The sequence below is a fragment of the Sedimenticola hydrogenitrophicus genome (assembly GCF_025175675.1).
Lineage (GTDB): Bacteria > Pseudomonadota > Gammaproteobacteria > Chromatiales > Chromatiaceae > Sedimenticola > Sedimenticola hydrogenitrophicus.
In genome coordinates, this window is sequence record NZ_JANIOA010000053.1 from 1 (window position 1) to 24,859 (window position 24,859).

A 24,859-nucleotide genomic window follows, 5' to 3' on the forward strand; every position below is an offset into this window, starting at 1 on the left:
GAAATTTTATGGATTGACAGCCATGGAAGAATGATAGTATAGATGCCTGCTTTTCCATGCGACCCCTTGGATTAGATACTGAAGGGATTAGAGACCGAAGGGTATCGAGTTCGCCGGGTCGGGTATATTCCACTGACAAAGGTACTGTACAAGATGAAAACCATTGCTATGCTCGCAGGCGCTGCCCTGCTCTCACTGGGTCTTGCTGGTAACGCTGCTGCGGCGGCTGATGGTGCGGCACTCTACGCATCCAAGGGCTGCGCCGCCTGCCACGGGGCTGATGCCAAATCGCCGATCATGCCGGCCTACCCGAAGCTGGCCGGGCAGAATGCCCAGTACGCACTGAACCAGATGAAGGACATCAAGAGCGGTGCCCGTAACAACGGTCAGACCGCCGCCATGAAAGGCATCGTCATGGGTGTCTCCGATGAGGAGATGCAGGCGATCGCGGAGTGGCTGGCCGCTCAATGATCCCCCAATGATCGGGCGCCTCGCGGCGCTGGTAAACGCAGTATAAAAAACGCCGGGCTCGCCCCGGCGTTTTTTTTTCCAGGGAACGGGCAGGCACGGGGGCCTGCCCCTACACCCGCATCAACCTCGCAACCATCCTGGAAATTCCTGAAAAAACAGTGACGTGATAAATGTCAGCGACGAAAGCCACATTTGTGTGATTTGCCACAATCTTCTTGGCATATGCCGTCATCGGTTGATCAAGATCAATGATTTCGCCCCCGCCGCAGCGCACCATGCCGCTGCTATTTCAACAAAAGCGCAGTCTAGCGCAAGAATAAAGTCCTAAAACGGAGACGTGTCTCATGAAAGTGAACAATAAGCGAGCATTGTCGCTGATGCTGGGCCTGGCGATGGGGCTGGGCGCAACGTCAAGTGCATATTCTCAGGCGTCGCTCGAAGATGTCATGAAGGCTCGTGGCCTGACGCAGAAAGATCTGCTGGCCGCGGCCAAGACCTACACCCCCACCGGCGGCCGTGACGAGTATCTCGTTTTCGCCTCCGGTGGTCAGAGTGGCCAGGTGATCGTATACGGCATCCCGTCCATGCGTATCCTGAAGTATATCGGCGTATTTACCCCGGAACCCTGGCAGGGTTACGGCTTCGATGACGAGTCCAAGGCAGTACTGGCACAGGGGCGCATCAACGGCAAGGACATCACCTGGGGTGATACCCATCATCCCGCGTTCTCCGAGACCGAGGGTGAGTACAACGGCCGCTTCCTGTTTATCAACGACAAGGCCAACCCCCGGCTGGCGGTGATCGATCTGCATGACTTCGAGACCAAGCAGATCGTGGTCAATCCGTTCTTCAAGTCCGAACACGGTGGTGCCTTCGTTACCCCGAACACCGAATATGTCATGGAGGCCTCGCAGTATGCCGCGCCCTTCAGCAGCGATTTCGTACCGCTGGAGGAGTTCAACGACAAATATCGCGGTGGTCTGACCTACTGGAAATTTGACGACAAGAAGGGACGTCTGCAGCCGGATCAGTCATTCACCTTTGAGCTGCCGCCCTACAGTCAGGATCTCTCCGATGCGGGTAAAAATGCCTCCTACGGTTGGGGCTTCACCAACTCGTTCTGTTCCGAGCGCTATGTCGGTGGTATCGAGAAGGGACGCCCGCCGTTCGAGGCCGGCTGCTCCCAGAAGGATACCGACTTCCTGCACATTACCAACTGGAAAAAGGCGGCCGAACTGGTTGCTGCCGGTAAGGTGGAAAAGGTCAATGGTTCCTACATGATCCCGATGGCGCAGGCCATCAAGGAAGAGCTGCTCTACCTGGTGCCCGAGCCCAAGAGCCCGCACGGTGTTGACGTCAACCCTGACGGTACCCACATCATCGTGTCCGGTAAGCTGGACAGCCATGCCTGGGTTTACAGCTGGGAAAAGATCCAGAAGGCTATCGCCGCCAAGAAGTTTGAGGCAAAAGACCCCTACGGCATTCCCATCATCGCGCTGAAGGATGCGTTGCATACCCAGGTTGCCGTGGGCCTCGGTCCGCTGCATACCCAGTATGACTCCAAGAAATGTACCGTTTACACCTCCATCTACGTGGATTCCATGGTCACCAAGTGGGACTACTGCGAAGGCAAGGTGCTGGATCAACTGCATATCCACTACAACATCGGTCACCTGATGGCGATGGAGGGCGATTCAGTCTCTCCGGATGGCAAGTATCTGGTGTCGCTGAACAAGCTGGCGATTGATCGTTTCAATCCGGTGGGTCCGCTGCATCCGCAGAACCACCAGTTGATCGATATCAGCGGCGACAAGATGCAGCTGCTCTATGATATGCCGCTGCCGCTGGGCGAACCCCACTATGCCGTTGCGATCAAAGCCGACAAGCTGAAACCGGCCGTACGCTACAAATCCGGCTGGAACAGCCGTACCGATGAGCGCTCTCCCTACCGGACCCGCGCCGGTCGTGAAAAAGTGGTCAAAGAGGATGGTGTGACACACGTTTATGGCACGGTGATTCGTTCACACATCACGCCGGAGATCATTGAAGTGGAAGAGGGCGACACCGTCTCTATCCATCTCACCAATCTCGAGCGTGCCGAGGACGAGGTGCACGGTTTCGCACTCTATGGTCAGAGCGTGAACCTGTCGATCGAGCCGGGCAAGACCGCCTCCTACACCTTTACGGCAGAGAAAGCCGGTGTCTATCCTTACTACTGCACCGAGTTCTGCTCCGCGCTCCACCTGGAGATGCAGGGTTACCTGCTGGTCACGCCGAAAGGCTACCAGGCCAAAGAGAGCGGCATGGTGGAAGGTGAGCAGTACACCCAGGCCGATTACGAAAAGCAGGTCAAGACCAACGTCGAGACCCAGGCCGTGATCGATTCCGTGGTCGCCTTCATCACCAGCCACAACTACAAGGACTTCCCGCCGGTTGTGGCCCTGGTTGAAGATGCCACCGAGCAGCTTGGATTCGCCGATGAGGCGAAGAAAAAGGCTGAAGGCTTCGCTGCCAAGGGTGACTTCCAGAATGCAACACTCTGGGCTGGTCAGTGGTGGCAGTATCAGGTGAAGACCGCCGATATGGGTCTGCGTGCGAAGACCTATCTTGAGCAGCACGGTGCTGTTAAGGTGGAAACCAAATAGTCTGTACTAGGCTTAGGTTATCAACCTGAAAGGGGGAGGGGCTCTTGCTGGAGCCCCTTCCCCTTTGTATGCTTTAAAACCTTTTATGTAGTGAGGTATTTGTTATGAGCAAAATCAGAAGACTGGCCGTTGTCATGAGCGCGGTGGCGGCGCTAATGACCGGGGCAACGGCGGCGGCTGCGGATGGCGCGGCACTCTTCAAGGCCAAGACCTGCTGGTCCTGCCACGGTAAGGATGCCAAGACACCGTTGATGCCTTTCTATCCCTCCCTGGCGGGTCAGAACGCGGAATACATGTTTAACCAGATGAAGGATATCAAGTCGGGGGCCAGATCCAATGGCAACACCGCCGCCATGAAAGGCGTGATGGGTCTGGTGAACGAGGAGGAGATGCGTGTTATCGCCGATTGGCTGGCTACGCTGCAGTGAAATCCGGCCGGAAAATCGCCCTTGATTGATAGTTCTCAATGAAAAAAGAGGGCTGTTATGAGAAGCTTTTTGCCAGTGCTCCAGAGGGCGGTTTCTCGCAAAATTGCCTGGCAGATGGGTTGATTTGCATCAATGAACTCTAATATGCATTGTGGCAACCTCGAGGGTGTCCGTACCGGACGCCACCCTATGTCGATTTGCAATCCAGTCGATCAGATTAAACGCCTGCTGCAAAGCAGGCATCAAACTTAGTGTAATGATTGTCCCGAATTGGTCGGGACGGTCAGGAGAATAGTGATGAGTTTAAAATCCATGGTTACCGGCTTGACCGCCGCAGTGGCAATCAGCCTGAGCTTTGGCGTCAATGCCGCCGATACCTCCAGCTGGAGCAAGGACACCGTGAGTGGTGAAACGGACCAGGCCATGCACCTTGAGCCGGATCTGGAAAACGGACGGGATATCTTTGAAGTCTGTTCCGCTTGTCACATGCCCGAGGGCTGGGGCATGACGGATGGTACCTTCCCGCAGTTGGCGGGCCAGCATCGTCCGGTACTGATCAAGCAGCTGGCCGACATCCGCGCCTTGAACCGCGACAACCCCACCATGTATCCGTTCGCGCTGCCGGAGTCGATCGGTGACGAACAGGCCCTGGCCGACGTGACCGCCTATATCGAAAAGCTGCCGATGAACCCGGAGAATGGCAAGGGTGAGTGGGCGGAAGGCACCCCCGAGTTCGAGCAGGGCAAAAAACTCTATGCCGACAACTGTGTGCGCTGCCACGGTGACCATGGCGAAGGTAATAAGGAGAAATTCTATCCCCGTATCGAGGGCCAACACTACGCCTACATGCTGCGCCAGTTCGAGTGGATCCGCGACGGCAAGCGCCGCAACGCCAACCCCGACATGGTGGATCAGATCAAGAACTTCACCGACAAGGACATGAAGATGGTGATCAACTATGTCTCCCGTGTCCTCGTGGATAAAAAGGACTTGGCTCCCTCGGCCAACTGGACAAATCCGGACTTCGATTAATCCAGCCACACCTCCCGGCCGCGGGGTATCGCCCATGCGAAATCCTGTGGCCGGGTAACCGCCTGCCCATTTCCAACAGCTGATGTCTCTCGCCATGAATGCAGTAACCAGTACAAAGCAGACAATCATTGTGGCCGCCCTGGGTGTCATCGCCCTGGGTTTGATGGTCGTGATCTTCTACTCTCCGATCTGGTGGGTTTCGTTGACGGCACCCAATTATCCGGAAGAGGCGTTCCCGGATGGCGTGCGCATCCATTTCCATATGAACGGCGTGTTCAATGGTTGCCAGAAGGTCAACAAGGCGGAGATCCAGGAGGATGTCGCCCTCGACTGCGTGCATGAGATGGATACCATCAATCATTACGTGGGCATGTATCCGATCGCGGCGGGCGGCCCGGTTGAGCGCGGCTTCGGCCAGTTTCTGATGACCTACATGGGTATCATGCTGGTGGGCTTTGTCTGTGTCAGGCCCAAATTGCGCATGGCCATCATGGGGGTCGCCTTCGCCGGATTGCTGGCCTGGATGTACCTCACGATCTACGCAGAGGACGGGTTCGCGCTGCAGAGCGCGGGTTATGTCGAGGCGATGGTGACCTCGCTGGACCAGGAGGCCGGTGCAGAACAGGAAGAGCCGGAGATCGTGATCGGCGGTATTGTCGGGGTACTGAAAAAGTCCCTGGAAGATTCGGGCGTGGTGGTTGATCTGCCTTCGGACAAGACGGCATCCGCCAAGGCGGCGGTCTCCGACAAGCAGCACATGATCGAGCAGCTGAAGCTCACCTATGAAAAGGACCTGGAGCATGGTCGGGTCACCGAGCCCTGGAACGGCAGCAGTTTCCAGGTGATGACCTGGCATTATGGCAAGAGCCTGGGTCGCTACTTCAACAACCCGGAAGAGATCGTGCCCATGGTGGCCAATCTCAAGATTGCCCTGCATGTGGCGTTTGCCGGTCTTGCCGGGGCGATGCTGCTGCTGGTATTCGGCGCGCGCAAGAACGGTGGCATCCTCTACTGGCTGCTGGTCCTGGTGCCGATGGCGCTGCCGCTGTTTTTTATCATCGACTATGCCGCCTGGCTCTGGTGGTATGGCCATACGTTGAACGCCATGGGCGCCTTCGCGGTCAAACCCTTCATGCCCACCGTGTTTGGCGATGGTAAAGTGGCGCAGTTCGCCACCCACTCCTACCCCTATATCGGCTTCTTTGTCATGCTGCTGCTCTCTCCCATCCTGGCGGTGGCCGCGCTGGTGCGGAAGAGGCAGTTCAAGGATGCTTTGTAAATAGCCCACACACCTCCGTGTAATCCGCCTTGAGCGCACGGGGGTCTGTCGATTCCAAGGTTGAACGGGCACGAAATTAACGAGTCTGAGAGGGCTGTGCCTGGGCACTTCCGAACGAGAATCTATGCGTACCCTGCGTCAAGCTGCCGCGTTACTGCTGTTCCTACTGCCGGGCTGGTTGTCGGCGGCCGAGTATCCCTCGTTTCAGGCGCTGGTCGATGCCGCCAACGAAAATGATCTGCTGATACCCCCACCGGGAACCTATGCCGGTCCGGTGTCGATCGATAAGTCGCTGGTCATCGATGGCCAGGGCAAGGTGGTGATCGATGCCGGTGGCAAGGGCTCGGTCATCTACCTGGACGCGGACGGGGTCACCCTGAAGGGGCTGCGCCTGACCAATTCGGGTGATTCCCATAACGACATCGATTCCGGCATTCAGGTGCGCGGCAGCTTCAATGTCATCAAGGATAATGTGATCGATAACAGCCTGTTTGGTATCGATCTGGGGCAGGCGGAAAATAACATCATCCGCCGCAACCGCATCTCCTCCAAGCCGGTCGAGATCGGTATTCGTGGCGACGCCATCCGCCTCTGGTACAGTTTTAATAACAAGATCACCGATAATATCATTCGCGACTCGCGCGATATGGTGGTCTGGTACTCGAAAGATAATCTGATCGCCCGCAACGATGCCCGCCGTGGCCGTTATTCCCTGCACTTCATGTATGCCCAGCGCAACGAGGTGGTGGGGAATCACTATGAAGACAATCAGGTGGGCATCTTCCTGATGTACAGTGACAGCGTGGTGATCAGGAACAACTACATCGCCCATGCCATCGGCCCAACCGGTATGGGCATCGGCTTCAAGGAGACATCGGATGTGGATGTGCATGACAACCGCATCCTCTACTGTGCCACCGGTATCTATCTCGATATCTCCCCCTACGATCCGGAGGCAACCAATCGGCTGACCGGGAACCTGATCGCCTTCAGCGGCATCGGGGTGCAGTTCCTGAATGACTGGAAAGGCAACATCCTGGAGCGCAACCGGTTCAAGGGAAATATCACCCAGGTCACCGTGGGCGGCGGCAAGACCGCCAAACGCAATCACTGGAACAGCAACTACTGGGATGATTACGAGGGGTTCGACCGGGATCTGGATGGGGTGGGTGACCGGCCCTATGAACTCTACAGTTATGCCGACCGGATCTGGATGGACGTACCCTATGCGCAGTTTTTCAAGGGTTCCCCCGTCCTGGAGGTGCTCGACTTCCTTGAGCGACTCGCCCCCTTTACCGATCCGGATATGATCTTGCGTGATGAAAAACCGCTGATGTCCGCGGAGACAGTGCAACAATGAACGAGCAGAGCAAACCGAAAAAACCCGCGAAACGAAAGCTGAATCCCAAGCGGCTCGAACAGAACCGGCGTGAGTTCCTGAGAACCTCCGCGCTGGCCGTCGGCATGATCGGGTTCTCCCTGGTCGGATTGCTGCCGGTGGTGCAGGGAAAGACCCTGGCGCTGCGCCCGCCCGGGGCGCTCAAGACGCCCTCGGATGAGAGCGACTTTCTCGCCGCCTGTATCAAGTGCGGTCAGTGCGTCCAGGTCTGTCCGGTGAATGCCATCAAACTGGCGGAGCTGGACAAGGGCGCGGGTATCGGCGTGCCCTATATCGATGCGCGTGCCCAGGCATGCGATTTCTCCTGCGACGGCCTGCAGTGCGTGCTGGCCTGTCCGACCGGGGCGCTGACCCATGATCTGGACTATCCGGCGGATTCCCGCATGGGTTTTGCCCGGCTGGCCGAGCCGCGCAAGTGCCTGGCGATCCAGGGCAAGGGGTTCAAGGGGCAGGCGCGCGGTCCGGACTACCAGGGGATTTTGCGCTATGACGACGTGGACCGATGGAACCCGATTCCGGTGGCCGACTATCCCTACGACCTGGAGTTGTGCGACCTCTGTGTGCGCCAGTGTCCGATCGAGATCCGCATCACCCAGTGTGCCGCGGAGGCCGCCGCGGGGGAGCGGAACCAGGATCGGGTCGCCCAACGCCAGGGCAACGAGTGCCCGCCGAAGCACGCCATCGCCCTTGAGCCGATCGTCAGCGATGACGGGATCCGGCGCATGAAACCGGTGATTCAGGAGGGCTGCGTCGGCTGCGGTGTCTGCGAAATGATCTGTCCCCCGGAACCGCCGGCGATCGTTATCGACATCCTGCAGGACGCCGATCACATCGGGGGTGTCTCATGAGCTATATCATGGAATCGTTTCGCCAGTTGTTCGGCAGCGAGCCTCGGCGCCCGGATAAATCGGAGATTTCCCCCGAGGCGCAGGCGATCCACTTGTTTAAAAAGCAGAATCCGTTCGACGCAATTGCCTTCGAAGTCCATCGCCAGGCACATGCCAAGGATGCGAAAAAATGGCGTAACCGGCGCTGGGTCACGCTGCTCGTGATCAACCTGCTGTTTCTGGTCTCCTACTACTTCGACATCCAGTTGCTGGAAGGGGCGTTGACGGCATCGCGCTTCATGGGTTTCCATATGGCGGATCTGAACTCCGCCCTGCAGGTGACCCTGGCCTTCAAGCACATGGTGCTCAACCTGGTGATCGGTACCGCCACCATCTTTGTGCTCTGGCTGCTGTTGGGAGGACGTACCTTCTGCTCCTGGGTCTGCCCCTATCACCTGCTGTCGGAGTGGGCGGAGAAGCTCCATCTCTATCTCGCCGACAAGGGGCTGGTGAAGGATCGCTCCTTCAATCGCAAGGTGCGTTCGCTGTTCTACCTGATCTTCGCCCTGCTCGCGCTGCTCAGCGGTTACACGGTGTTTGAGACCATCTCGGTCACCGGTATCGTGAGTCGGGCGCTGATCTACGGTCCGGGCATGGCCATGATCTGGGTCGGCCTGGTGTTGCTGTTCGAGGTGTTCTACTCGCGCCGCGCCTGGTGCCGCTATGTCTGTCCCATCGGTATTACCTATGGGGTGGTTGGCGCACTCTCCCCGCTGCGGGTCAAGTTTGTGCTGAAGGACTGCCATCACGAGGGCGACTGCCGCAAGGCGTGCCTGGTGCCCCACGTGCTGGATATGACGGTCAAGGGCAAGGCGGTGCATACCGAGGTGGATGTCAGCGCCGACTGCACCCGCTGCGGCATGTGCGTGGATGTCTGTCCCACCAACTCACTGCGGTTCGAGATCAAGGGGCTCGGCAAACACCTTTGAAATGGGCTTGTAGTCCAGGACGACGTTATCTAAACACGCAACTGCTTGTGAGAGAGGATCTGCCTGCTTGTTTGCCGGAACGCCGTAAACCCCCCTGGGGGCTTGCCGTGGCCATCCTTGGCCGCGGACACCCGTCAATCAAGCAGGCAGATCCTCGTTCCGCTCAGCATTAGATGACGTGACCCTGGCTTGCGGTGCGTTTTGATTTACATCATTGCCGGGATAACTCAGACTCATAGACTATCCGGGTTGCCCGGCCGCTTCGGCGATCGTTTATTAAGCTGCATTGGTGAGGAGTGGTACATGGATGTACCGTTTACGGACCTGAGGATGGCATGCGCTGTCGCTTATCCACCCTACACCTAGTGGTCACGGATTCAAATATCAGGTTCATGAATGATTGAGTTTCAGAACGTCGTAAAAAAATTCCGCCGTCATGAAGTACTGAAGGGCGTTGACCTGACCATCGAGCGCGGCCACCGGGTTGCCCTGGTGGGGTCCAATGGCGCCGGCAAGACCACGCTGATCCGGTGTCTGCTGGGTGAATATACCTGCGAGGGTTCGGTGACGGTGGACGCACTGGCGCCACGCGAGCATCGCCGCGCCGTGCTCTCCAAGGTGGGTTTCGTGCCGCAGCTGCCGCCACCGCTGAAAATGCCGGTCGGGCAGCTGATCCGTTTCGCCGCCAGCGTCTGTGATTCCGATCCGCAACGGATGGCCGATGTGGCCACCCGTCTGGGGCTGGACACGGAGCGTTTCCGCAACCAGCCCTTTGTCAAACTCTCCGGCGGCCAGAAACAGAAGCTGCTGATCAGCATCGCCCTGGGGCGTGACAGCGAGTTGCTGGTGATGGATGAGCCGGCGGCCAATCTGGACCCCGAGGCACGCCACATCTTTTTCAGCCTGCTGGCGGAGAAGAAGGATGAGGCCGCCATGATCATCTCCAGCCATCGCCTGGACGAGGTGGCCTCCCTGGTAAACCGGGTGATCGAGATGGATCAGGGGCGGGTGGTGCTGGATGATCGAGTGGCCGATCTGGTGGAGCTCTCCAGTCGTCTGCACTGCCGTATCCGGCTGATCCGCCCCGAGGCGCCCTTTGCCAAGGCCATCCAGGAGTGGGGCTTCAAGGGGTCGGCGGACGGTCGCGAATGGAGTGGCCAGGTGGCCGGTCCGGACCGCTTGCGTTTCCTCGGCGTCCTCTCCCGCTACGCGGCCCTGCTCGCCAGCATCGACATGCACGAGACCGAGACCGCCAGGGATTACGAGGCGGTGATGAATGATTAAGGGCTCGAATGGCACTAAGTTAAGCCCAGAACCCCGGTCATCCCGGCGAATGCAGGGATCCAGAACCCGCATCCGTGGTGAATTTATGGATTCCGGCCTGCGCCGGAATGACGAAAAAATGGACTCCTGCCTTAACTTAGTGCCATTCATTAAGGGCTTCACCCTGCTGTTCGCGGGGCTGCTGACGTTGCTGGTCAGCGCCTGCAGCGGCGATCCCGGGACCGGTCCCGGCGAGGTGAAGTGGGACCGGGACGCCTGCGAGCGCTGCCGCATGGTGCTCAGCGACCGAAATCACGCGGCGCAGATCCGCTATTTCCCGGCCGACAAGAAGCGCTCGAAACTGATGAAGTTCGATGATATCGGCTGCGCGGTCATCTGGCTGGAGGACAAGCCCTGGAAGGATGACCCGAAGACCCAGATCTGGGTAACGGACATCAACGGCGGCTGGATCGATGCCCTGAGCGCCACCTATGTCAAAGGCGATTTGACGCCCATGGAGTACGGCCTCGGGGCGCAGGCTCAACCGGTCGCGGGTGGACTCGATTTCGCCCAGGCGAAGGCGCATATCTTTACCGTTGAGGAACGATTCAACATCCACGGCGTGGATCTGCTGAAACGACTGGAGGAGCGGCAGGGGAAGATCCAGACGGACCGCACCGATTCCCATAACCACACAGCCGACGAGACCCATTGATGAACCTGAGTTTCCCGATTCAACCGCGAAGAACGCAACGTGCGCAAAGCGTTGAACCCACAGGTGTCGGAGTCAAACCGACCGCCTGCAGCGCATCGGTCCACCGGGCCGAGCTCGGTTTGACTCCGACACCTCCAGCACAACGGAACTGCCCACAGGGTGCGGCACAGGGAGATGCCTCGTGAAGCACCTCTGGTTAACTGCGTACGCCGATATCGTCGAGTCGCTGCGGGCACGCTGGTTCATGATCTACACCCTGGTGTTCGGCGGTCTGGTGGTGGTGCTGTTCGCCTACGGACTGGCCGAGTCCCGCATCATGGGTTTCACCGGGCTGTCGCGGCTGTTGCTCACCTATATCCAGATCTCCATGGCGATCCTGCCGGTGTTTGTGCTGATCACCACGGTGCGCTCGGTGGCCGGGGATCGCGAAGCGGGGGTGTTCGAGTACCTGCTGTCGCTGCCGATCAGCCTGGCGGCCTGGTTCTGGGGCAAGATCTTCGGGCGTTTCCTGGTGGTGTTCCTGCCGGTGCTGCTGGCCATGGTCGGCGCGGTGATCTGGGGTACCATCAAGGGCGTTAATGTCCCCTGGGATCTGTTTATCTATTACACCGGCCTGCTGATGGCCCTGGCCTGGTGTTTCCTTGGCATCGGCATGCTGATCTCCACCCTGGCGCGCAGCTCGGATGTGGCCCAGGGCGCCGCCTTCGTGGTCTGGTTGACCCTGTTGCTGTTTCTCGACCTGATCCTGCTCGGTATCCTGATCCAGGAGCAGCTGCCGGCCGAGACCGCAGTGGCCATTGCCCTGGTCAATCCGATGCAGGTGTTCCGTACCGCCACCATGATGCTGTTCGATCCACAGCTGGTGCTGCTGGGCCCCTCCGCCTACGTCATCCTCGATACCTTCGGCCAGAAGGGGTACATCGCCTACGCGCTGCTCTACCCCATCCTGGTGGGCACGGCCTGTGCCGCGCTGGGTTTCCTCCACTTCCGGCGCAGCGATCTGCCCTGATCCGGATAGGAAAATCCAGTCGCCAATGAATGTGAATAAACTTGCCGACGTGGGATGCCGGTGAGGCACGAACCGCATCAAGACGTATCGCGAGGAGTGGTGCAGGGATGCACCGTTTACGGACCTAAGGATGGAATGATGCGGTTCGCAAGCTCACCGGCATCCTACCCCGGGCTTTGTGGTTTGCAACCCGTTGGTGTGTGCCTGTGATTCCGGTTTTGTAGGGTGGGTTAGGCGCGCCCTGCGCAGGAGGTGGCCGTTGGCATTGCAGCGAGTGCGCGCCGTAACCCACCAATTGCGGTCGGGGATTTGGTGGGTTACGCGGCGCCTCGGCGTGGTCATGGTCTGGAAGTGTGGTGCCTGTGCGCCGCTAACCCACCCTACCAAACTTGAACCTTTTTGCGGCATATCACACAGCGTCGCGTGATATGCCGTGTAGCACTGCCTCGCCCGACGGATCAATCTCAACTACCCGGCATCCATTGACGGCCATCAATTGCGGTACTATTCGATTGCTCTAACATCGCGCTCTGATAACACACGAGGTATTTTGTGGCGAAAACGACAACCCTGCTCTGGGCCATTGCCGGGGTGCTGTTCCTGGCGCTGGCCGGCGTGGCGGCCTACAAGGCGCTGCCGATCCTGAATCCCGAGGTGGGAGGCATGGCCCCGCTGGATACCGACTGTGACCTGCGCGCTGGTGCCTGCCGCTCCGACCTGCCCGGCGGCGGCCAGATCAGCTTTGCCATCAAGACCCCTGGCATCCCGCTGGTAAAGCCGCTGGATCTGGAGGTGCGCCTGAGCGGGGTGGAGGCGAGCAAGGTCGAGGTCGATTTTGTCGGCATCGGCATGAACATGGGCTTCAATCGTCCGCGGCTGGACGCCCGAGGGGATGGGGTATTCGCGGGTACAGGCATGCTGCCGGTCTGTGTGCGGGTGGCCATGGAGTGGGAGGCGCGAGTGCTGATCACCAGCCCGCGCGGCCTGCTGGCGGCCCCGTTCCGCTTTATTACGGTCAAGGACGGGGTTGTACTGCCGGGAGGTGAGCGGTGAAAAGAGGCTTGTTGGGTGGGGTGGTGGTGCTGGCCGGTGCGCTGATCTGGCTGCTGCTTTTCTGGCAGCCGCAGAGCGGGCATGAGGTGCCGGCGGCGAGCCCGATGAATCTTGCCGAGGCCCCAAAGGGCGGTGATTTTGTCCTGAACTCCTATAAGGGTGAGATCGACACCCGAGCCCTCCGGGGCAAGGTGCTGATACTCTATTTCGGCTACACCTGGTGCCCGGATGTCTGTCCGACCAGCCTCGGTTTCCTGAGCGCGGCACTGGACCAGTTGAGCGCCGAAGAGCTGGGCGAGGTGCAGCCGCTGTTTATCAGCGTCGACCCCGAGCGCGACAACCTGGAGCACCTGAAGAGTTATGGCGAGTATTTCCATCCGGCAATACTCGGGGTGACCGGGAGCCATGAACAGCTGGGGCGGATCGCCGCCTTGTTTGGCGCCGCTTACCGCCATGTCGAGCAGCCTTCGGCGACCGATTACGTGGTGGACCATTCCGCAGACATCTATCTGATAGACCGGCAAGGGCGGCTGCTGACCACCATCCGCCACGGTACCCAACCGGGCGAGATACTCAACGCCATTCGGGCGGTACTGAATAACAACTGATCCATGCTGAAAAATTCATTTCGACCGCTAAGGACGCAAAGAACACGAAGGAAAACAGTAACTACTCACCCCGTGAGTAGTTACGGAAAACAATGAATTGTATTCTCCTGATCCTCCGCCTGCCGGGTTGGATCGAAAATAAAATGAAGGCAAGTCATTGTATCTCTTTGCGCACTTTGCGTTCTTCGCGGTTGAATCGAGGAATTCAGGTTTATAGATAAGGAGAGAGAGAATGCGTAAAACACTTTGTTCAGCCCTGCTGGTTTCATCCCTGATCGGTTTCCCGGGCCTGCTGTCCGCCGCCGACGCGGATCAGGTCTCGGCCGCCGATGCCTATGTGCGTGCCGTCCCCCCGGGGCAGCCGAACAGCGCCAGCTTCATGACCCTGACCAACGCCTCATCCGGCGACATCGTGCTCAAGGGTGCCGAGAGCCCGGCCGCCAAGGTGGTGGAATTGCACACCCACACCATGTCCGATGGCATGATGCGCATGCGCCAGGTGGAGCAGATCGACCTGCCGGAGGGCCAGAGCGTCAAACTGCAGCCGGGCGGGCTGCACGTGATGATGATCGGGTTGCAACAGAAGCTGGTGCCGGGCGAGCAGCTCGACCTGGTGCTGGTATTCGGGGACGGCAGTAAGTTACAGCTGAAGGTGCCGGTGGTGAAACTGCAGATGAAGATGCAGGATGCCGGTATGCAGCACAAGATGTAGTTTCGTAGCGTGGGCACGAAAAGTCGTAGGCCGGATGAGTAGCGTAATCCGACGGGAAGCCGAATAACAACGGTGCCTCATTAACCACGAAAGGCACGAAAATCGCGAATCGTGGATGCGCCTACCGACTTATCCGACCTGCATCTGTAGGATGCGGTGAGTGAAGCGAACCGCATCAATGCGGCAGCCGTTTCCAGTGAGGCTTGGTGCGGTTCGCGTGCTCACCGGCACCCTACGTCAGGGTCATAATAGGTGGCGTGCAGAATGGTGGATAAGCGTCAGCGCATCCACCAATCGCCACCAATCGTAGGGTGTGTAAATCAGGCGATCTTGCGGAACGCCGCTGCTGCCGCCCGGATCGTTGCCTCAATATCCTCGCCGGTATGTGCCGCCGAGACAAAGCCTGCTTCAAAGGCCGAGGGAGCCAGGTAGACGCCCTGTTCCAGCATGGCGTGGAAGAAGGTCTTGAACCGCTCCTGGTCGCAGGCCATGGATTGGGCGAAATTGGTCACCTTCCCCGCATCGCTGAAAAACAGACCGAACATGCCGCCCACCTGGTTGGTGCTGAGGGCGACCCCGGCGGTATCGGCCTCCGCCTGAATGCCTGCCAGCAGCTCGCCGGTGCGTTGACTGAGCCGGTCGAAGAAGCCGGGGACCGAGATCAGTTCCAGGGTTTTCAGGCCGGCGGTCATGGCGACCGGATTACCGGACAGCGTGCCCGCCTGATAGACCGGACCCAGGGGGGAGATCCGCTCCATGATCTCGCGCTTGCCGCCGAAGGCGCCGACCGGCATGCCGCCGCCGATCACCTTGCCCAGGGTGGTCAGGTCCGGGGTGATGCCGTACAGCCCCTGGACGCCGCCCAGGGCGACCCGGAAGCCGGTCATCACCTCGTCGAAGATCAATACCGTACCGGAGCGGTCACACACCTCCCGCAGGCACTCCAAAAAACCGGGCAGCGGGGGGATGCAGTTCATGTTGCCGGCCACCGGCTCGACGATGATGCAGGCGATCTGTTCGCCGATCTCGGCAAAGGTGGTCCGGACCTGGTCGCTGTCGTTGTAGTTCAGGGTGATGGTGTGCTCCGCCAGCGAGGCGGGCACGCCGGGAGAGCTGGGCTCGCCCAGGGTCAGCATACCGGAGCCGGCCTTCACCAGCAGCGAGTCGGAGTGGCCGTGATAGCAGCCCTCGAATTTGACGATCTTGTCGCGACCGGTGTAACCGCGCGCCAGGCGGATGGCGCTCATGGTCGCCTCGGTGCCCGAGCTGACCATGCGCACCAGATCCATGGAGGGCACCAGCTCGCACACCCGGTCGGCCATCACCGTCTCGATCTGGGTCGGGGCGCCGAAGGAGAGGCCCTTGCGGATGACCGCGGCGACCGCATCCAGTACTTCGGGGTGAGCGTGTCCCAGGATCATCGGACCCCAGGAGCCGACGTAGTCGATGTACCGTCTGCCGTCGGGATCGTAGATATAGGGACCGCTGGCGTGATCGACAAACACCGGATCGCCGCCCACTCCCTTGAATGCCCGCACCGGAGAGTTCACTCCGCCGGGGATATGCTGCTGGGCCTGAATAAAGCGATCGTGTGAAGCGGTCATGAGGGGGGTCTCTCCGATGTGTTGAATAACTGTGTGAAACGGCGGCAGCGGGCGGCGATATCCGGCGCACCGAAGATGCCGTTGATCACGGCCAGCATATCCGCGCCTGCCTGAATGAGCGTGGCGCCATTTTCCGGGGTTATGCCGCCGATGGCAACCACCGGAATCCGCAGGGACCGTTTCGCCTCGCCCAGTAGGGCAATGTTGGCCTGGACCGCGTCCGGCTTGGTCAGCGACGGGAAAAACCGGCCAAAGGCGACATAGTCGGCCCCGGCCTCCTGGGCGGCGCTGGCCAGCGCCAACCGGTTATAGCAGGAGGTGCCGATGATTGCCTCGGGCCCCAGGGCGGCGCGTGCCGCGGCGATGTCGTCATCCTCCCGGCCGACATGCACACCGTCGGCGCCGATCGCCCGGGCCAGGGCGGTGTCGTCGTTGATAATCAGCAGGGCGTCGTGGGCATGACACAACGCCAGCAACGCCGTCGCTTGCGCTTTTCGCCGTGCCGCGCCGGGCTCCTTGTCCCGATACTGAACCACGCGGGTACCGCCGATGAGAGCCTCCGCCACCTGTTGCAGCAGCCCATCGAATCCGTCGGGGTGGGGCTGGGTGATGGCGTAAAGGCCCTTCAGTCGTGCCTGTTTATGCATGAGTAATCATTCACTCGATTGACGATAGAGGCGATTGGGAATGTGCTGACCCCGGCCCGGTTGCCAGCCGGCGCTGAGGCTCTCCCAGGTGTACCGCTGCGCCTCGCTGACCGCCGCAACCAGGGAGACTCCCCGGGCCAGCCCGGCGGCGATCGCCGAGGCGATGGTGCAGCCGGAGCCATGATAGGAACCGGTGAGTCTGGGCCAGCGTTCCCGGTGGTGAGGGACCCCCGGTCGGTAGAGGGTATTGACCACATCGGTAGCGGCTTCATGGGTGCCGGTGATCAGCACCGCCTGACAGCCGCGGGCGAGCAGCGCATCGGCGCATTCATCCAGTTGCTGACGCTGGGTCAGGCGCCTGGCCTCCTGGGAATTGGGGGTGACCACGGTGGCGCGCGGCAGGATCCGCTCAAGGAGCGTCTCCAGCAGCGCCTTGCCGGCCAGTTGGGTCCCGCCGCCGGCCGCCAGGATGGGATCCACCACCACCGAGACATGCGGATGCCGGGCCAGCAGGTCAGCGATGGCGACGGCCGCCTCGGCACTGCCGATCAGGCCGATCTTGATGGCGCTGATGGGGTAGTCCTGAAACAGGGTTTCAACCTGCCGGGTGATCAACGCGGCCTGCAGCGGGATCAGCTCATGCACATCACGGCTGTCCTGGATGGTCAGGCAGGTGATGACCGTGGCCGCCTGGCAGCCCAGCGCCGCCAGGGTCTCTATGTCGGCCTGGATGCCGGCGCCCCCCGACGGGTCGTGCCCGGCAATGCTCAGGACGATGGGCTTGGGGATGATGGGTTTGGGAATTGTCTGCATCAGTTTTGTCGCCGCCGGTGGGCCAACCGGGTGGTGGGATTAATCCGGAAAAACAGCCGATTCATCGGCTACAATTAAACCAGCATTCACTGAATACCTCTAGCTCGGGGCGGATGGAAATTCCCGGTCGAGGGGGGTGGAATGGCAGCAGTCGAGGTTTACTCTACAGCTGAATCGTCCCGATTGGTGAAGTTATGGATAAGCGAATGAATGAACTGTCCCGATTGGCCAAAGACTATTGTGCACTGATTGAATCAGCCGACGAAACCGATCTCAGTTGGTTGCGGCAGCTCTCTTCCCTGCTGCCGCAACTCCATGCCGCGGTCACGGCACTGGGGGCACCCCCGCGCAGCGCGGACTACTTCACCCCCGATCTGGATGAGCGTTTCGAGCGGTTTGCCAGCTTGCGCCGTTTGATCGGGCACCGTGATGCCTATTGGATGGAGTTTGACGTGGCGCCGGATGAGCAGGGCATGTCCGGCAGTCTGGCGGACGATCTGACCGATATCTATTGCGAATTGAAGCACGGACTGCATCTGCTGGAGGACCGGCGCGAGCCGGAACGCGCCTTCGACGATTGGTGCTGCGGCTACCAGGACCATTGGGGACAGCATCTGCTGGATGCCGAACGCCACCTCTACGAGCTTGCCAATCGTAACCAGCTTTAACCTGGCCCGCGTTAAGGGCCTGTCAATAAATAACTATTACATCTTGCTGGTCTTTTCGTCCGCCTTCGGCGTTACGGCAAGACTTACATAGAACGACTATGCGCGCCTTGCCGTGCCTTGAAGGCAAACGAAAATTCGGCGCAATATGTAACAGTTATTTCTTTCCAGGCCCTAAATCCACTAAAAAATCAATGTTTCACGAAAAACTTTCTTTGGTATAGTATCACGCCATACTATTGTTTGCGTTTGGAGAAATACCGATGAGTGAAGCAACCACTAACCTGCTGAAGGATGAGGAACTCAGTCTGACCGAGGCGGCACAGGGCAAGATGGCTGAGCTGGTAGGGCAGGTTGAAGAAGAGGTGAAGGGGATTCGCGTCTATGCCACCCCGGGTGGTTGCAGCGGCATCAGCTTCGGCATGACCTTTACCGATCAGGTCAACGATAGCGATTACATCCTCAACTCCAGCGGGTTTGACGTGATTGTGGACGGCGAGACAATGCGGCACCTGGCGGGCGTGCAGATCGATTTCGTGGATCACGGCCAGGGTAACGCCAGCTTTGTGTTCAACAATCTGCAGCCCGCCGAGAGCGGCGGCGGTTGTGGCGGCTGCAGCTCCAGCGCGACACAGGGTGGCGGCTGTTCCTGATCGGTATCGGGTTGCGTAAAAAAGGCCCGTGGATGGCAGCATCCGCGGGCTTTTCTTTTCTCCTCACCCGGTCTGTAAGTGATTGGCCTGCCTTGCCGGCCTCACACGATGGCTTGCCTCCTCGAATCCGGCCCATTTTTCAGCGCCTACCCAAACTCGCTTCGCTCAGACAAGGGCAGGCTTGAATCTGAAAACAGGGCCGGATTCGAGGCGCCATCAAGATCGGCCGCCAAGGCAGGCCAATCACCCCGTGAGTAGTTACCCTCGTTGTTTTACGCGCCCGGCCCATACGGCGGGCCGGACCCGCTGAATCTTCAGCGCATCGGTTTGCGGCGCCCATGGGGCGCCCTCTGACTGAGGAAGGACCATGGATGGACACGGATACACTCGGATCTTTGGATAGGAACCCCCCCCCTCTGTGTCCATCCGTGTGAATCAGTGGTTCGGACAGGGGCGGTCGCGCTGTTTCCGTGTTACCACGACACCAAAGGAGTTCTGCATTGAGGGGCAAAGGTAGGCCTAAAACGGCTTCAGCACCGCCAGCAGTACCACCGCGATCAGGATTGCCACCGGCACCTCGTTGAACCAGCGGTACCAGACATGGCTGTGGCTGTTTTGGTCCCGGGCAAACTGTTTCACCAGCCTTCCGCAGTAGAGATGATAGGCCACCAGCAGGCCGATCAGCAGCAGTTTCACATGCAGCCAGCCCATCTTGCTGTACGCCGCCCAGGCGTAGTCGTAGAGCATCCAGAAGCCGAACAACAGGGTGAGGAGCATCCACGGGGTGGTGAAGTAGTAAAGCTTGCGTTCCATCATTTTGAACCGCGCATTGCCCGCCTCGTCCTCGGTCATGGCGTGGTAGACGAAGAGTCGGGGAAGATAAAAAATACCGGCGAACCAGGTCACCATGAAAATCAAATGCCAGGCCTTCAGCCACATCGCAAGCGCACCTCGGAATTGTTTTTTCTGAATCCGTGACTTCGGGGCATGCCCCCAAGGCTTCCGGGATATGCCCACGAATACATAGGGTGTCAGCCAGGTTATGGATTCAGGTTTTTGTTAATGATTCAGTTTCTTGCCGTTTTCGCTGGCGTCATGATACAGCGCCCGCAGGATATCCTGGCGCCGGCCAGTCGGCCGTTCCAGATCAACCGGCTCCGCCGAGCCATTTCCCTTCCCCGCGAAAAAATTGCCAATGGCGCGGAATACCCGCTTCAGCGCCCGCCACAGCTTTGGCAGCAGCCAGATGATCAGCAGCAGGCTCAGGACCAGGCCGGCAATGAACAGCCAGGGGTAATGGAGCGATGCCCAGAGCCCGCCGATCACCACCAGGTCCTCGGCGATCGAGGCGGTCCAGTTGCTGAAGGGTTCCGGCGAGGTGTTGATCAGGACCCGGGTGCCGGTTTTGGTAAAGTGCGTGGTGGCGGCCAGTCCCCCGCCGATCAGCAGGGCGGCAAACTCGGCGGCCTGACTCACCTCCAGTCCCTGGGCCATGCCGGCGGCCAGTACCGCGCCGGCGGGAATACGGATAAAGGTGTGCAGGACATCCCAGCCGGTATCCACCCCCGGGGTCTTGTCGGCAAAGAACTCCACCAGGTACATGAAGCCGGCGGCGGCCATCACCAGTGGGTCGCTCAGCAGTTCCAGCCCCGGTGGCAGGGTGATATCACCCGTCATGCCGAAATAACCCAGGACCAGCACGGCGGCATAGAGATTGATGCCGGAGGCCCAGGCCACACCCAGCGTGAGGGAGATGAGTTCAATAGTTTCCATTGATTAATTCCTACATCATTGGATCAGACGTCATGGGTCAGGGCTCAGGCTCATCGTTCGTCCAAGTATGCCACTAACCGGGGGAATATCCCACCAGCCGGCATTTGCCCGGGCGTGCCAGCGGCCCCGCATCAGGCTCGGGAGTGCGTCATAAAAATGCCATCTATCAGTATGAATTCTAAGATGATATTTGACCTTTAAAAAACACGGATATATAGTGGGCGCGTTCCTTATCGTGGCCCCTGCGGAATTCAATCCGGGGAGAAGGAATTAAAAGAACTGTCACATGCGCTTAAGCGACCCCCGGGTCGCTTTTTTATTATTTCCGCCCGCTGCTACCGGTTTGGATCTTTAGATTTTTCCTGTGGCGCCGTATGATAAACCCCATTTTCCGGTCTGGAAGTGTCGTGCATTGTCCTGTCGCGGGGCAGTCTCTTGTGTCCGGCCGCCAATCGGTATTCAGTGTGGGATCGAAGCGATGGTGAAAGTAGGTATTGTAGGTGGTACGGGCTATACCGGAGTTGAACTGCTGCGGTTGTTGGCGGGCCACCCGGAAGTGGTGGTCACGGTCATTACCTCCCGGGCCGAGGCGGGTCGCCCGGTCTCGGATCTCTACCCCAATCTGCGCGGTCATTTCGATATCCCCTTCAGCGAGCCGAGCCTGGAGACCTTGAGCGCCTGTGACCTGGTGTTTTTTGCCACGCCCAACGGTACCGCCATGAAGCTGGTGCCCGAACTGCTCGAAAGGGGCTGCCGGGTGGTTGACCTGGCGGCCGATTTCCGGATCAAGGAGATTCCGCTCTGGGAGCAGTGGTACGGCATGACCCACAGCTGCCCCGAGCTGGTGGCCGAGGCGGTCTATGGGTTGCCGGAAATCAACCGCGAAGCGATCCGTTCCGCCCGGCTGGTGGCCAATCCGGGCTGCTATCCCACCGCGACCACCCTGGGTTTTCTGCCGCTCATCGAGGCCGGTGTGGTGCGCTTCTCGGGACTGGTGGCCGACTGCAAGTCGGGCGTCAGCGGCGCCGGTCGGGGGGCCAGCGTCGGGCTGCTGATGGGCGAGGTAGGGGAGAGCTTCAAGGCTTACGGGGTGCCGGGACATCGGCACATGCCGGAGATCCGCCAGAACCTCTCGACCGTGGCGGCGCAGGATGTGGAGCTGACCTTTGTCGCCCACCTGCTGCCGATGGTCCGGGGTATCCACTCCACCCTGTACGCCACCCTGACGGCCGACACGGATCTGCAGGCGCTGTACGAGTCGCGTTTCCGTGACGAACCGTTTGTCGATGTGCTGCCGCCCGGCTCACATCCGGAAACCCGCAGCGTCCGGGGAGCCAATCACTGCCGCATCGCCGTCCACCGGCCACAGGGCGGGGATACCGTGGTGGTGCTCTCGGTGATCGATAATCTGGTCAAGGGGGCCGCTGGCCAGGCGGTGCAGAATATGAATATCATGCTGGGCCTGGAGGAGACGCAGGGCTTGCAGGCGGTGGCCCTGCTGCCCTGAACCGCGACTTGCTCCTCGTTTCCATGTGCCACTGTTCCGCCATGCTGATTTAACCAGGTCCAATGATCTACGGATGAAAATGAAGACGCCCAGAATCATCCAGTCCCGCAGTTGGTGGGTTTATCTCTGGGGCTTGTTGCCGATATTGATGGCTGTGGCGTTGTTGGGAGCCTGGAGTGGCTACATCCAGTTCAGGCACCCGACGGAGGACAGGGTAACCCCGCTGAAACTCCAAGTGACCGAGCAGCGTCGCCAGATTGAACTGCTGGAGGCGCGGCGCAGCCGGCTGCGTGAGCAGGTAGCCGCGCTGCAGCGGGCCAGTCAGATTGACCAGGAGGCGATCCGTCGGGTGCGGGAGGCTCTCAGGGAGAGCCGGTCCGGATACCTGGAGATGGAAAAGGAGCTCAATCTGCTGCGCGGTATCGTGGAGGCCGGGGTCAAGTCCGAGGGGCTTTATATTCAGGGTTTCCGGCTGGACAGGAGCGATCCACCGGCCAGCTACCGGTACCGGTTTACCGTCACCCAGGCGCTGAAGAATGCCGGAACCGCGGTGGGCTGGATCACCCTCTCGCTGGAGGGCGAACAGGGGGGCGAGGCGAGGGAGCTCACGCTGAAAGAGCTCACCGGGGAAAAAGATGACAAACTGAAAATGCGTTTCCGGCATTATCAGGATGTTGATGGATTGATCGAGCTACCGGAGGGCTTCAGCCCGCAGCAGGTGGTTGTGGAGATCAATCCAACCAATAACAGGCTGCCGAAGGTCAACGAGCGTTTTGACTGGCAGGTGGCCGAGTAAGAGGATGACAGATGGCGCGTTTTAAAAAGTTCAGGGCTCCGAAGATTGCTACGGTAATCGGCAGCGGGACCACCATTCAAGGCGATGTGAATTTTACCGGCGGTCTGCATGTCGACGGCCTGATCCGTGGCAACGTGATGGTGGAGCCGGGTGGGGACTCGGCGCTGACCCTGAGTGAGCAGGGCAGGGTTGAAGGTGACATCCAAGTCCCCAATGTAATACTCAATGGTACGGTCGTGGGTGATGTCTATGCCTCCGAGCGGGTTGAGTTGGCACCCAAGGCCAAGATTACCGGTACGGTCTATTACAATCTGCTGGAGATGGCCATGGGGGCGGAGGTGAATGGGCAGCTGATCCACACCAAGGATGCTCAGCCACAGATGTTGGGGTATGACGGCCCGGAGGCCAAGCCGGAGGAGGCGGCACCACTCCAGGAGGTTCCGGCGGAGATGACTGAAGAGGAGTCGGAGCGGGTACCCCGGGGGCGTTGACGACAGGATATTGGTAATACTTGACTAAATTGATCAGAAAAGCATAATGTTTTAATCGTCGCTCGCGGAGAGCGAATCTGTTTCCGTTTTGGAGTTGGCCATGAGTAGTGTGCAAGCTGAGACCGAGAACCCGCTGGTATTCACCAATGCGGCGGCAACCAAGGTGTCTGCGCTGATCCAGGCAGAGGGTAATCCCAACCTGATGCTGCGGGTCTTTATTCAGGGTGGAGGCTGTTCCGGTTTCCAGTATGGCTTCAGCTTTGATGAAGAGGCGAAAGAGGGTGATACCCGGGTGGATACCGATGGCGTCACCATGCTGGTGGATCCCATGAGCCTGCAGTATCTGATGGGCGCCGAGGTGGATTATACGGAGAGTCTCCAGGGATCGCAGTTTGTGATCCGCAACCCCAATGCGACCACCACCTGCGGTTGCGGTTCTTCCTTCTCGGTTTAACCGCCCCGCGTCTTTTAGGGACCAAAAAGTATGTAGGGTGGATAAGCCGGTAGGCGCATCCACCATTGCTACAATGCCACCCCAAAGATACCTGTAGGATGCCGGTGAGGCACGAACCGCATCAATCAGCGGGTAAATGATGCGGTTCGCAAGCTCACCGGCATCCTACGGGTAGTGTTCCTGTTTGGAAAATGTGCTCATTTAAAAGCCCCCGCATCCTCCGGATGCGGGGGCTTTTCTTATGGAGGACAGCTTTGTCCTGGTGAATGTCTCAGTTCGCGGGTGCGGCCGGTGCCGCCGGAACTGCCGGGGCGGCGGGATAGCCATACGGGACCGGAGGATAACCATACGGGGCGCCGTAGGGTACGCCATAGCCACCGTAGGGTGCGCCATAGCCACCATAGGGTATGCCGTAGCCGCCATACGGATGGCCATAACCGCCATAGGGGTAACCATAGCCACGTCCATAGGCATTGCCGTAACCGCTGCCGCGTGCACCGAAGTTCATGTTGAAGTCACCGGAGCCGTCGCCCCAGCCATCACCCAGACCGTTCCATGGACCACCACCCCACGGGCCACCACCCCAGGGGCCGCCCCACCAGGCGGAGGCCGAGGCAGACGCAGCGAGCATGGCCGCAATGACGGCTGCTTTCATGATGCTTTTCATAATATCTTCTCCCTAAGTTATGTTTCGGGTTCCAAAAGCCCTGGTTGGTAGCGGCCTCTCGATTGAAAATATTAGCGGTTTCTAAATAAGTCAATCGGCATTTCGGCTGTTATTGATCTGGATTAACTCCCATGCGCCGATCATTTTTTAAACCGCCCGGGGGCGACTTCGTCACTCAGGGGTCGGAGTCGAATGGCACTTACTTAAGGCGAAGTGCAGGATTTTCGTCATCCCGGCGCAGGCCGGAGGAGTGGTGCAGGAGGAGTGGTACAGGGATGTACCGTTTACGGAGCCGAGGATGCCATGCACCGTTTACGGATCTAAGGATGGAATGACGGTGGTTCTTGGTTTAAGTAAGT

At 59.4% G+C, this 24,859-nt stretch carries 26 protein-coding genes; 20 read left to right on the top strand and 6 right to left on the bottom strand.

Annotated features, from left to right (window positions below):
• The first annotated feature begins 153 nt into the window (after nt 1-153).
• The 14 genes from NPX02_RS19055 to NPX02_RS19120 all read left to right on the top strand — a co-directional run bounded on the left by NPX02_RS19055 (nt 154) and on the right by NPX02_RS19120 (nt 14,430).
• Complete coding sequence (locus tag NPX02_RS19055) at nt 154-471, top strand: c-type cytochrome (RefSeq protein ID WP_260295551.1); 318 nt, start codon at nt 154-156, stop codon at nt 469-471.
• A 344-nt stretch (nt 472-815) separates the two neighbouring features.
• Complete coding sequence (gene nosZ, locus NPX02_RS19060) at nt 816-3,116, top strand: Sec-dependent nitrous-oxide reductase (RefSeq protein WP_260295555.1); 2,301 nt, start codon at nt 816-818, stop codon at nt 3,114-3,116.
• 104 nt (nt 3,117-3,220) lie between these two features.
• A complete protein-coding gene (locus NPX02_RS19065) occupies nt 3,221-3,544 on the top strand; it encodes a c-type cytochrome (RefSeq protein ID WP_335342606.1) in 324 nt (107 codons plus the stop codon).
• Between the two features lie 297 nt (nt 3,545-3,841).
• Entirely contained in the window at nt 3,842-4,576 is a 735-nt protein-coding gene (locus tag NPX02_RS19070; RefSeq protein ID WP_260295561.1) for a c-type cytochrome, read from the top strand.
• 94 nt (nt 4,577-4,670) lie between these two features.
• The gene (locus tag NPX02_RS19075; protein WP_260295565.1) at nt 4,671-5,855 is read left to right on the top strand and encodes a hypothetical protein; all 1,185 of its coding nucleotides are present in this window, start codon (nt 4,671-4,673) and stop codon (nt 5,853-5,855) included.
• Nucleotides 5,856-5,979: 124 nt separating this feature from the next.
• Nucleotides 5,980-7,215, top strand: a complete 1,236-nt coding sequence (nosD, locus tag NPX02_RS19080) for a nitrous oxide reductase family maturation protein NosD (RefSeq protein ID WP_260295567.1) — start codon at nt 5,980-5,982, stop codon at nt 7,213-7,215.
• Entirely contained in the window at nt 7,212-8,102 is an 891-nt protein-coding gene (locus tag NPX02_RS19085; protein ID WP_260295569.1) for a 4Fe-4S dicluster domain-containing protein, read from the top strand. The genes nosD and NPX02_RS19085 overlap by 4 nt, the downstream gene beginning before the upstream one ends.
• Nucleotides 8,099-9,070, top strand: coding sequence for a NapH/MauN family ferredoxin-type protein (locus NPX02_RS19090; protein WP_260295571.1), 972 nt, complete (start codon nt 8,099-8,101; stop codon nt 9,068-9,070). The genes NPX02_RS19085 and NPX02_RS19090 overlap by 4 nt, the downstream gene beginning before the upstream one ends.
• Nucleotides 9,071-9,466: 396 nt before the next feature.
• Complete coding sequence (locus NPX02_RS19095; RefSeq protein WP_260295573.1) at nt 9,467-10,354, top strand: ABC transporter ATP-binding protein; 888 nt, start codon at nt 9,467-9,469, stop codon at nt 10,352-10,354.
• Between the two features lie 139 nt (nt 10,355-10,493).
• Nucleotides 10,494-11,048, top strand: coding sequence for a nitrous oxide reductase accessory protein NosL (locus NPX02_RS19100; RefSeq protein WP_260295575.1), 555 nt, complete (start codon nt 10,494-10,496; stop codon nt 11,046-11,048).
• Nucleotides 11,049-11,229: 181 nt separating this feature from the next.
• Nucleotides 11,230-12,057 (top strand): ABC transporter permease, encoded by an 828-nt coding sequence (locus NPX02_RS19105; RefSeq protein ID WP_260295577.1) that lies wholly within the window; start codon nt 11,230-11,232, stop codon nt 12,055-12,057.
• A 552-nt stretch (nt 12,058-12,609) separates the two neighbouring features.
• Nucleotides 12,610-13,110: a hypothetical protein gene (locus NPX02_RS19110; RefSeq protein ID WP_260295578.1), complete on the top strand. Its 501-nt coding sequence runs from the start codon at nt 12,610-12,612 to the stop codon at nt 13,108-13,110.
• Nucleotides 13,107-13,718, top strand: a complete 612-nt coding sequence (locus NPX02_RS19115) for an SCO family protein (RefSeq protein ID WP_260295579.1) — start codon at nt 13,107-13,109, stop codon at nt 13,716-13,718. Before NPX02_RS19110 ends, NPX02_RS19115 begins: the two co-directional genes overlap by 4 nt.
• A gap of 232 nt (nt 13,719-13,950) precedes the next feature.
• On the top strand, nt 13,951-14,430 hold the full coding sequence (locus NPX02_RS19120) for a copper chaperone PCu(A)C (RefSeq protein ID WP_260295581.1): 480 nt from the start codon (nt 13,951-13,953) through the stop codon (nt 14,428-14,430).
• Between the two features lie 320 nt (nt 14,431-14,750).
• Here the strand turns inward: NPX02_RS19120 and hemL are convergent, their stop codons facing one another.
• Genes hemL through thiD form a run of 3 tightly spaced genes read right to left on the bottom strand, consistent with a single transcriptional unit; the run spans nt 14,751 to nt 17,494 of the window.
• Complete coding sequence (gene hemL, locus NPX02_RS19125; RefSeq protein ID WP_260295582.1) at nt 14,751-16,034, bottom strand: glutamate-1-semialdehyde 2,1-aminomutase; 1,284 nt, start codon at nt 16,032-16,034, stop codon at nt 14,751-14,753.
• The gene (thiE, locus tag NPX02_RS19130; protein ID WP_260295584.1) at nt 16,031-16,681 is read right to left on the bottom strand and encodes a thiamine phosphate synthase; all 651 of its coding nucleotides are present in this window, start codon (nt 16,679-16,681) and stop codon (nt 16,031-16,033) included. Before thiE ends, hemL begins: the two co-directional genes overlap by 4 nt.
• Before the next feature lie 6 nt (nt 16,682-16,687).
• Nucleotides 16,688-17,494 (bottom strand): bifunctional hydroxymethylpyrimidine kinase/phosphomethylpyrimidine kinase, encoded by an 807-nt coding sequence (gene thiD, locus NPX02_RS19135; RefSeq protein WP_260295586.1) that lies wholly within the window; start codon nt 17,492-17,494, stop codon nt 16,688-16,690.
• A gap of 206 nt (nt 17,495-17,700) precedes the next feature.
• Here thiD and NPX02_RS19140 point away from each other — a divergent pair, with 206 nt between their 5' ends.
• Both NPX02_RS19140 and NPX02_RS19145 read left to right on the top strand, forming a co-directional pair.
• Nucleotides 17,701-18,162, top strand: a complete 462-nt coding sequence (locus NPX02_RS19140; protein WP_260295588.1) for a DUF5063 domain-containing protein — start codon at nt 17,701-17,703, stop codon at nt 18,160-18,162.
• A 260-nt stretch (nt 18,163-18,422) separates the two neighbouring features.
• Nucleotides 18,423-18,812, top strand: coding sequence for a HesB/IscA family protein (locus NPX02_RS19145; protein WP_260295590.1), 390 nt, complete (start codon nt 18,423-18,425; stop codon nt 18,810-18,812).
• A gap of 519 nt (nt 18,813-19,331) precedes the next feature.
• Here NPX02_RS19145 and NPX02_RS19150 read toward each other — a convergent pair.
• Together NPX02_RS19150 and NPX02_RS19155 are read right to left on the bottom strand one after the other, a co-directional pair.
• Nucleotides 19,332-19,751: a CopD family protein gene (locus NPX02_RS19150; RefSeq protein ID WP_260295592.1), complete on the bottom strand. Its 420-nt coding sequence runs from the start codon at nt 19,749-19,751 to the stop codon at nt 19,332-19,334.
• Nucleotides 19,752-19,871: 120 nt separating this feature from the next.
• A complete protein-coding gene (locus tag NPX02_RS19155) occupies nt 19,872-20,585 on the bottom strand; it encodes a DUF4126 domain-containing protein (protein ID WP_260295594.1) in 714 nt (237 codons plus the stop codon).
• 478 nt (nt 20,586-21,063) lie between these two features.
• Between NPX02_RS19155 and argC the strand changes: the two genes are divergently transcribed.
• The 4 genes from argC to erpA all read left to right on the top strand — a co-directional run bounded on the left by argC (nt 21,064) and on the right by erpA (nt 23,833).
• Complete coding sequence (argC, locus tag NPX02_RS19160) at nt 21,064-22,092, top strand: N-acetyl-gamma-glutamyl-phosphate reductase (RefSeq protein WP_260295596.1); 1,029 nt, start codon at nt 21,064-21,066, stop codon at nt 22,090-22,092.
• Nucleotides 22,093-22,171: 79 nt separating this feature from the next.
• Complete coding sequence (locus NPX02_RS19165; protein WP_260295598.1) at nt 22,172-22,888, top strand: DUF6776 family protein; 717 nt, start codon at nt 22,172-22,174, stop codon at nt 22,886-22,888.
• A gap of 11 nt (nt 22,889-22,899) precedes the next feature.
• The gene (locus NPX02_RS19170; protein ID WP_260295599.1) at nt 22,900-23,379 is read left to right on the top strand and encodes a bactofilin family protein; all 480 of its coding nucleotides are present in this window, start codon (nt 22,900-22,902) and stop codon (nt 23,377-23,379) included.
• Between the two features lie 100 nt (nt 23,380-23,479).
• Nucleotides 23,480-23,833 carry an iron-sulfur cluster insertion protein ErpA gene (gene erpA, locus NPX02_RS19175; RefSeq protein ID WP_260295601.1) on the top strand — a complete coding sequence of 118 codons (354 nt, stop codon included), beginning with the start codon at nt 23,480-23,482 and terminating at the stop codon, nt 23,831-23,833.
• 271 nt (nt 23,834-24,104) lie between these two features.
• Here the strand turns inward: erpA and NPX02_RS19180 are convergent, their stop codons facing one another.
• Nucleotides 24,105-24,500 (bottom strand): sulfur globule family protein, encoded by a 396-nt coding sequence (locus NPX02_RS19180; RefSeq protein WP_260295603.1) that lies wholly within the window; start codon nt 24,498-24,500, stop codon nt 24,105-24,107.
• Between the last annotated feature and the right edge of the window lie 359 nt (nt 24,501-24,859).

What these genes read in the sequence shown, in the direction of transcription:
- NPX02_RS19055 (WP_260295551.1), top strand. Translation starts at nt 154, where the DNA reads ATGAAAACCATTGCTATGCTCGCAGGCGCTGCCCTGCTCTCACTGGGT.
- nosZ (WP_260295555.1), top strand. Translation starts at nt 816, where the DNA reads ATGAAAGTGAACAATAAGCGAGCATTGTCGCTGATGCTGGGCCTGGCG.
- NPX02_RS19065 (WP_335342606.1), top strand. Translation starts at nt 3,221, where the DNA reads ATGAGCAAAATCAGAAGACTGGCCGTTGTCATGAGCGCGGTGGCGGCG.
- NPX02_RS19070 (WP_260295561.1), top strand. Translation starts at nt 3,842, where the DNA reads ATGAGTTTAAAATCCATGGTTACCGGCTTGACCGCCGCAGTGGCAATC.
- NPX02_RS19075 (WP_260295565.1), top strand. Translation starts at nt 4,671, where the DNA reads ATGAATGCAGTAACCAGTACAAAGCAGACAATCATTGTGGCCGCCCTG.
- nosD (WP_260295567.1), top strand. Translation starts at nt 5,980, where the DNA reads ATGCGTACCCTGCGTCAAGCTGCCGCGTTACTGCTGTTCCTACTGCCG.
- NPX02_RS19085 (WP_260295569.1), top strand. Translation starts at nt 7,212, where the DNA reads ATGAACGAGCAGAGCAAACCGAAAAAACCCGCGAAACGAAAGCTGAAT.
- NPX02_RS19090 (WP_260295571.1), top strand. Translation starts at nt 8,099, where the DNA reads ATGAGCTATATCATGGAATCGTTTCGCCAGTTGTTCGGCAGCGAGCCT.
- NPX02_RS19095 (WP_260295573.1), top strand. Translation starts at nt 9,467, where the DNA reads ATGATTGAGTTTCAGAACGTCGTAAAAAAATTCCGCCGTCATGAAGTA.
- NPX02_RS19120 (WP_260295581.1), top strand. Translation starts at nt 13,951, where the DNA reads ATGCGTAAAACACTTTGTTCAGCCCTGCTGGTTTCATCCCTGATCGGT.
- hemL (WP_260295582.1), bottom strand. Translation starts at nt 16,034, where the DNA reads ATGACCGCTTCACACGATCGCTTTATTCAGGCCCAGCAGCATATCCCC.
- thiE (WP_260295584.1), bottom strand. Translation starts at nt 16,681, where the DNA reads ATGCATAAACAGGCACGACTGAAGGGCCTTTACGCCATCACCCAGCCC.
- thiD (WP_260295586.1), bottom strand. Translation starts at nt 17,494, where the DNA reads ATGCAGACAATTCCCAAACCCATCATCCCCAAGCCCATCGTCCTGAGC.
- NPX02_RS19140 (WP_260295588.1), top strand. Translation starts at nt 17,701, where the DNA reads ATGAATGAACTGTCCCGATTGGCCAAAGACTATTGTGCACTGATTGAA.
- NPX02_RS19145 (WP_260295590.1), top strand. Translation starts at nt 18,423, where the DNA reads ATGAGTGAAGCAACCACTAACCTGCTGAAGGATGAGGAACTCAGTCTG.
- NPX02_RS19150 (WP_260295592.1), bottom strand. Translation starts at nt 19,751, where the DNA reads ATGTGGCTGAAGGCCTGGCATTTGATTTTCATGGTGACCTGGTTCGCC.
- NPX02_RS19155 (WP_260295594.1), bottom strand. Translation starts at nt 20,585, where the DNA reads ATGGAAACTATTGAACTCATCTCCCTCACGCTGGGTGTGGCCTGGGCC.
- argC (WP_260295596.1), top strand. Translation starts at nt 21,064, where the DNA reads ATGGTGAAAGTAGGTATTGTAGGTGGTACGGGCTATACCGGAGTTGAA.
- NPX02_RS19165 (WP_260295598.1), top strand. Translation starts at nt 22,172, where the DNA reads ATGAAGACGCCCAGAATCATCCAGTCCCGCAGTTGGTGGGTTTATCTC.
- NPX02_RS19170 (WP_260295599.1), top strand. Translation starts at nt 22,900, where the DNA reads ATGGCGCGTTTTAAAAAGTTCAGGGCTCCGAAGATTGCTACGGTAATC.
- erpA (WP_260295601.1), top strand. Translation starts at nt 23,480, where the DNA reads ATGAGTAGTGTGCAAGCTGAGACCGAGAACCCGCTGGTATTCACCAAT.
- NPX02_RS19180 (WP_260295603.1), bottom strand. Translation starts at nt 24,500, where the DNA reads ATGAAAAGCATCATGAAAGCAGCCGTCATTGCGGCCATGCTCGCTGCG.